The 6316-nt window shown below is 71.3% G+C and carries 5 protein-coding genes and 1 pseudogene; all 6 read left to right on the forward strand.

All coding sequences use genetic code 11. From position 1 onward, the window contains the following. A pseudogene (locus ACFV6I_RS36510) lies at positions 1-94 on the forward strand (roadblock/LC7 domain-containing protein); the annotation flags it as partial. Positions 95-259: 165 nt separating this feature from the next. Continuing rightward, positions 260-685: a DUF742 domain-containing protein gene (locus ACFV6I_RS36515; protein WP_063347718.1), complete on the forward strand. Its 426-nt coding sequence runs from the start codon at positions 260-262 to the stop codon at positions 683-685. Further along, complete coding sequence (locus tag ACFV6I_RS36520; protein ID WP_063347719.1) at positions 666-1250, forward strand: ATP/GTP-binding protein; 585 nt, start codon at positions 666-668, stop codon at positions 1248-1250. Before ACFV6I_RS36515 ends, ACFV6I_RS36520 begins: the two co-directional genes overlap by 20 nt. Before the next feature lie 393 nt (positions 1251-1643). Further along, positions 1644-4997 (forward strand): nitrate- and nitrite sensing domain-containing protein, encoded by a 3354-nt coding sequence (locus tag ACFV6I_RS36525; RefSeq protein ID WP_380430286.1) that lies wholly within the window; start codon positions 1644-1646, stop codon positions 4995-4997. Positions 4998-5007: 10 nt separating this feature from the next. Continuing rightward, a complete protein-coding gene (locus tag ACFV6I_RS36530) occupies positions 5008-5421 on the forward strand; it encodes a roadblock/LC7 domain-containing protein (RefSeq protein WP_030057391.1) in 414 nt (137 codons plus the stop codon). Positions 5422-5582: 161 nt separating this feature from the next. After that, positions 5583-6266, forward strand: a complete 684-nt coding sequence (locus tag ACFV6I_RS36535) for a DUF742 domain-containing protein (RefSeq protein WP_079135609.1) — start codon at positions 5583-5585, stop codon at positions 6264-6266. Positions 6267-6316 lie beyond the last annotated feature (50 nt).

Below are 6316 nucleotides of genomic sequence, written 5' to 3' on the forward strand. Positions count from 1 at the left end.
CGTCGGCTACGAGATGGCCCTCCTCGTCGACCGCGCCGGCGCCGTCCTCACCCCCGCACTCCGCGCGGAACTCCAGGGCAGTCTCCTGCACTGACCGGAGTCCGAGCGGGATCCGTCCACCGTCCCACCTCCCCCGCCGGGTCCGACCCGACCGGCCCCGGCGTCTCACCCTCAGCTACCCTCAGGCAGCTGATCCCGCCTCAGCTGGCACCGCCCCAGCTGGAACCGGCTGCCCAAGGCTGCAGCACAAGGAGGACCCATGACCCCGCCCTCGACACCCGCCGGCTCGTACGGCAACGGGTACGGCAGCGGCTACGGCGGGCAGCAGTCCGACGGCTACGAGCAGCAGCCGCTGGTCCGCCCGTACGCGATGACCGGTGGCCGCACCCGGCCCCGGTACCAGCTCGCCATCGAGGCCCTGATCTCGACCACCGGCAACGCCGAACGGACCGGCGGCCTGCTGCCCGAGCACGCCCGGATCGTGAACCTCTGCCGTGAGGTCAAGTCCATCGCGGAGATCTCCGCACTGGCCGGTGTCCCGCTCGGTGTGGCCCGCATCCTCGTGGCCGACCTGGCCGAGGCCGGTCTCGTCGCCATCCACCAGCCCGCCGCCGCGGGCGAGTCGGGCGGAACGCCCGATGTCACGCTGCTCGAAAGGGTCCTCAGTGGACTTCGCAAGCTCTAACGCGGCCGCCCCCACCCGCGCCACCACCTCCGCGAAGATCGTCGTCGCGGGCGGCTTCGGCGTCGGCAAGACCACGCTCGTCGGCGCCGTCTCCGAGATCAACCCCCTGCGCACCGAAGCCGTCATGACCTCGGCCTCCGCCGGCATCGACGACCTCAGCCACGTCTCCGGCAAGACCACCACCACCGTCGCCATGGACTTCGGCCGCATCACCCTCGACGAAGACCTCATCCTCTACCTCTTCGGCACCCCCGGACAGGACCGCTTCTGGTTCATGTGGGACGACCTCGTCCGCGGCGCCATCGGCGCCGTCGTCCTCGTCGACACCCGCCGCCTCGCCGACTGCTTCCCCGCCCTCGACTACTTCGAGAACAGCGGACTCCCCTTCGTCGTCGCCCTCAACGGCTTCGACGGACACCAGCCCCACACCGCCGACGAGGTCCGCGAAGCACTCCAGCTCAGCGCCGAAACCCCCGTCGTCACCCTCGACGCCCGCCGCCGCGACAGCGCCAAAAGCGCCCTCATCACCCTCGTCGAACACGCCCTCCTCGCCCGACTCCGATGACGGGCCGGACATCCGGACCCCGGGGGCCGTCGGCGTGACGGCCCCCGGGGCGGAGCCGCTACCGGCCGATGTCCTCCAGGGGCATCGCGCAAGACCCGCTGTATAAGCAGCGGATAACAGTTCGGTAGGCATTTTGTGATCAACAGTGACTCTGCGTGGTGAACTAGCGCCACTCAGCGCCAGAAGACCACGGTTTTGCTCCGTCATGTCGGTGAATGTCCCTATTGCGCCGACGCGGGGGCCATCCTGCGGCTGTTTGTCCCCCATCCCTGCACGTGCTGAAATTCCAGCTACCCCTGAAACCCTCGCGCCGGCCCACCGGTGACGGGCCAGGGCCCGGGGGTAGCGCTGGATTGATCCATGGCCGACAGTCGGCCGAGAGGTAGTTGTCGAGTGAGGCGTAAGCAGCAACCCGCCCCGCAGCGGCGCTCCGAGCCCCGCCGGAGCGAGCCGAACGGTACCGCAGCGGACCCGGCCGGATTCTCCGCTTTCACCCCCACCGAGGAGCGCTCCCAGGCCTCCCCGGCCCCGCAGCCCCCGGCCGCGTCCACGGAACCCCGCAGCGGCGGTCCGGACGGCGACGCCTCCAGGCGGTACGACTTCCTCCGCCCGCGCAACTGGCGCGTGCCGACCCGTCTGATCGCGATCCTGCTGATCCCCGTGATCATCAGCCTCGTCTTCGGCGGCCTCCGCGTGAACACCTCGGTCGACGGCTACATCAAGGCCTCCCGCGCCGAGAAGACCGCCGAGCTCGCCAAGGCGGCCACCGAGCTCGCCGAAGCGCTGGAGATCGAGCGCGACACCACGCTGATACCCCTGCTCACCAAGCAGGACCCGGACGGCAAGGTCGCCAAGATCCGCGCCAACACGGACGCCGCGCTGAAGGCGTACGAGGCGGCCTACGCGGCCTCCGACAAGTCCGGCGAACTGCCGCGCCGCCACGAGGGCTTCCAGGCCCTGGTGGTCGACCTGCCGCACCTGCGGTCCAGCGCGTACGGATCCGAGCTGTTCGCCGGCGCCACCGTCAACGCCTACTCGGTGATGTTCGCCCCGCTGCTGTCCTACGACAACTCGGTCGGCATCGGCTCCAGCAACGCCGCCAGCAAGGGCCGCGCGATCTACGCGATGTCCCTCGCCAAGGCCTCCGCCTCGACCCAGCGCGCGCTCATGCTGCACCTGCTGGTCGGCATCTCCCAGAACGCCACCACCCGGTTCGAGAACGCCGACGTGATCCAGCAGATCCTGGTCGCGGAGCGGCTGGAGCAGGTCTCGCTGACCGAGTTCAACACCGGCAGCGCCCCCGAGGACGCCCGCAAGTACGCCAACGCGCAGGTCGTCCAGGCCGCCGCGCAGGAGCGCTCGGCCTACAAGATGCCGAACGGCACCGCGCCGTCCATGCAGACCCTGCTCTCCCTCGGCGCCGCCTACAGCCAGGCCGCCGCCGAGGGTCAGAGCAAGGGCAAGGCCGCCGCCGACCAGGCCTACAAAGAGGCCAAGGACTCCGGTCTCACCCCGGAGAACTGGAACCAGGCCGCCAACACCCACATCCAGGCCCTGCGCGACACCGAGGTCCAGCTGCTGGACGACGTCCTCACGGACTCCCGCGGCCTCAAGGACAACGCGCTCTACGACGCCATCCTCAACACGATCATCGTCGTCGCGGCGCTCATCCTGGCCGGCCTGCTCACCGGCTACGTCGCCCGCTCGATGATCCTCGGCATGCGCACCCTGCGCAGCGCCGCCCTGGAGATCGCCGACCACCGCCTGCCGGACCTGGTCGAGAAGCTCTCCAAGACCGACCCCGACCGGGTCGACACCTCCGTCACCCCGATCCCGCTGCACGGCAAGGACGAGATCGGCGAGGTCGCCCGGGCGTTCGACCAGGTCCACCAGCAGGCCGTGGCGCTCGCCGCCGAGCAGGCCCTGCTGCGAGGGAACGTCAACGCGATCTTCACCAACCTGTCGCGTCGCAGCCAGGGCCTGATCCAGCGCCAGCTGGCGCTGATCACCGACCTGGAGAACAACGAGGCCGACCCGGACCAGCTGGAGAACCTCTTCAAGCTGGACCACCTCGCCACCCGCATGCGCCGCAACGGTGAGAACCTGCTCGTCCTCGCGGGCGAGGAGGCCGGCCGCCGCTGGAACACCCCGGTCCCGCTGGTCGACGTGCTCCGCGCCGCCTCCTCCGAGGTGGAGCAGTACGAGCGCGTCGAGCTGTCCGGCATCCCGGAGGTCGAGGTCGTCGGCGCCGCCGTGACCGACCTCGTCCACCTGCTCGCCGAGCTGCTGGAGAACGCCACCTCGTTCTCCAGCCCGCAGACCCGGGTCCTGGTCAACGCGACCCGCCTGCCGGACGGCCGGGTGCTGGTCGAGATCCACGACAAGGGCATCGGCCTCACCGCCGACGACTTCGCCGAGATCAACGAGAAGCTGGCCGAGCCGCCCACCGTCGACGCCACCATCTCCCGCCGCATGGGCCTGTTCGTGGTCGGCCGGCTGTCCCAGCGGCACGACGTCCGCGTCCAGCTCCGCCCGTCCGGCGAGTCCGCCGGCACCACCTCGCTGGTCATGATCCCGCCGTTCATCACCCGGTCGGGCGCCGCGCCGGAGCCCGAGGAGCAGTTCACCGTCTCCCGGATCTTCGCCGAGCAGGAGCCGACCTCCCAGTGGGCGCCCAACGGCCAGCCGCGCAGCGCCGCCGAGCTGGGCTTCGACGACCACCTCACCGGCACCGGCAACGCCGGATCCAGCGGCTTCAGCCCGGCCCTGGAGGCCGTCCAGCGCTCGCAGCGCCTCGACCAGGTCCGCCGCGCGGCCCTGGAGAGCGGCCCGCACGACGGCGAGCCGCCGGTGCTGGACGCCGAGGTCGAGGAGGAGTACCAGCAGGGCTACGACCAGTACGCCCCCCAGGGCTACGAGCAGCAGTCCGGCTACGCCGACGACCAGTACGGCTACGCCCAGGACGGCTACCAGCAGGACGAGTACGGCCAGGACCAGTACGGCCAGTACCCGCAGCAGGGCTACGACCAGTCCGGCTACGCCGACGACCAGTACGGCCGCCAGGACTACCAGGGCGACGGCTACCAGGGCTACCAGGACGGCTACGCCGACCAGTACGGCCAGCAGGCCGAGGAGGCCCCGGCCGGCCACCCGTACGCCCCGGAGCCGCCCGCACTGCCCGCCGCCGAGCCCACCCCCACCCTGCCGTCCGGGCTGCCGCAGCGCCGCCCCGGCCAGCAGCTGGCGGGTGGCGGCTTCGGCGCCCCGACCGCTCCGGCGGGCGGCGGCTCCGGCGGCGAGACCCCGAACTGGTTCGCCGGCGCCAAGGACACCTCGGCGGTCGACGAGCCGCGCGGCCACGACGTGTCGGCGCTGGGCGGCTACGGCCCGACCGGCCCGACCAACTCGCCCTGGCAGTCGCCCAACGACGGCGCCTGGCAGCAGGCCGAGCAGACCCGCGAGCCCGCCTCCGGCGGCACCACCGGGGCAGGCCTGCCGCGGCGCGTGCCCAAGCAGAACCTGGTGGCCGGAAACGCCAAGCCCACTCCGCAGGAAGGGCCGCAGGTCTCCCGCAGCCCCGAGGAGGTCCGCGGTCGGCTCACCAACCTGCGCCGCGGCGTGGAGCAGGGCCGCAGTGCCGGTAACACCGGAAGCTTCCGGATCGACCCCGATCAGGTAGACCCGTCCGGCAACGGACAGAACCGAAGCACCGATCTCTTCGGCGGCTCGAACCACCAGGAGCGTTGAGTTGACTCAGATGAGCCAGGCCGCACAGAACCTGAACTGGCTGATCACCAATTTCGTGGACAACACCCCCGGGGTGTCCCACACCGTGGTGGTCTCCGCCGACGGCCTCCTGCTGTGCATGTCCGAGGGCTTCCCCCGCGACCGCGCCGACCAGCTCGCAGCCGTCGCCTCCGGCCTCACCTCCCTCACCTCCGGCGCCAGCCGGATCTTCGAAGGAGGCGAGGTCAACCAGACCGTCGTCGAGATGGAACGAGGCTTCCTCTTCCTCATGGCCGTCAGCGACGGCTCCGCCCTCGCCGTACTCGCCTCCCCCGACTCCGACATCGGCCTCGTCGGCTACGAGATGGCCCTCCTCGTCGACCGCGCCGGCGCCGTCCTCACCCCCGCACTCCGCGCGGAACTCCAGGGCAGTCTCCTGCACTGACGGTCCGTCGGATACCGTCCAGGTATTCGAAGTACCTCCGCGTCCTTCCCGGGCCCGCTTCGGCGGGCTCGGGTTCGGACGTTGTACGGCCTTCGCACCACCGGCTCCGGACCTGCGCCGAAGCTCGCACCGCACCGCCGCACCCTGTGAGGAGAGGAACCGTGACACCGCCCGACGACCGCAGCGGCCAGTACGGCGTTCCGTACCCTGGCACAGGCCATGACGCCTTCGGAGCACCCGGCGTCGGCCACGGTCAGCAGTACGGCCAGCCTCAGCACGGCCAGCAGCACGGACAGCAGTACGGCCAGCACCAGTACGGGCAGCCCCAGCACCCGTACGGGCAGCCGCAGCAGGAGCAGTACGACCGGCAGGGCCCGCCCGGCCAGTACCGACAGCCGCAGCCCGCCTTCGACACGCCGCCGCCCGGCTACCCGGCGCCCGCCCCCGACCACCGGCCGGCCCACGAGCCCGGGCACGTCGAGGAGTTCGAGGACGAGCCCGACTCCGGCCCGCTGATCCGGCCGTTCGCGATGACCGGTGGACGCACCCGGCCGCGCTACGAACTCGCGCTGGAGGCCCTCGTCTCCGCCGACGTCGACCCGCAGCGCCTGGCCACCCTGCTCCCCGAGCACCAGCGGATCTGCACCCTGTGCAGGGAGGTCAAATCCGTCGCGGAGGTGTCGGCGCTGCTCTCCCTTCCCCTGGGAGTGGCCCGCATCCTCGTGGCCGACCTGGCCGAGGCCGGCCTCGTCGCCATCCACCAGCCCGCTTCCGGCGGCGAATCCGGAAACCAGCCCGACGTCACGCTGCTCGAAAGGGTCCTCAGTGGACTTCGCAAGCTCTAACGCGGCCGCCCCCACCCGCGCCACCACCTCCGCGAAGATCGTCGTCGCGG

The sequence above is a fragment of the Kitasatospora sp. NPDC059803 genome (assembly GCF_042732255.1).
In the GTDB taxonomy this organism is placed as follows: domain Bacteria; phylum Actinomycetota; class Actinomycetes; order Streptomycetales; family Streptomycetaceae; genus Kitasatospora.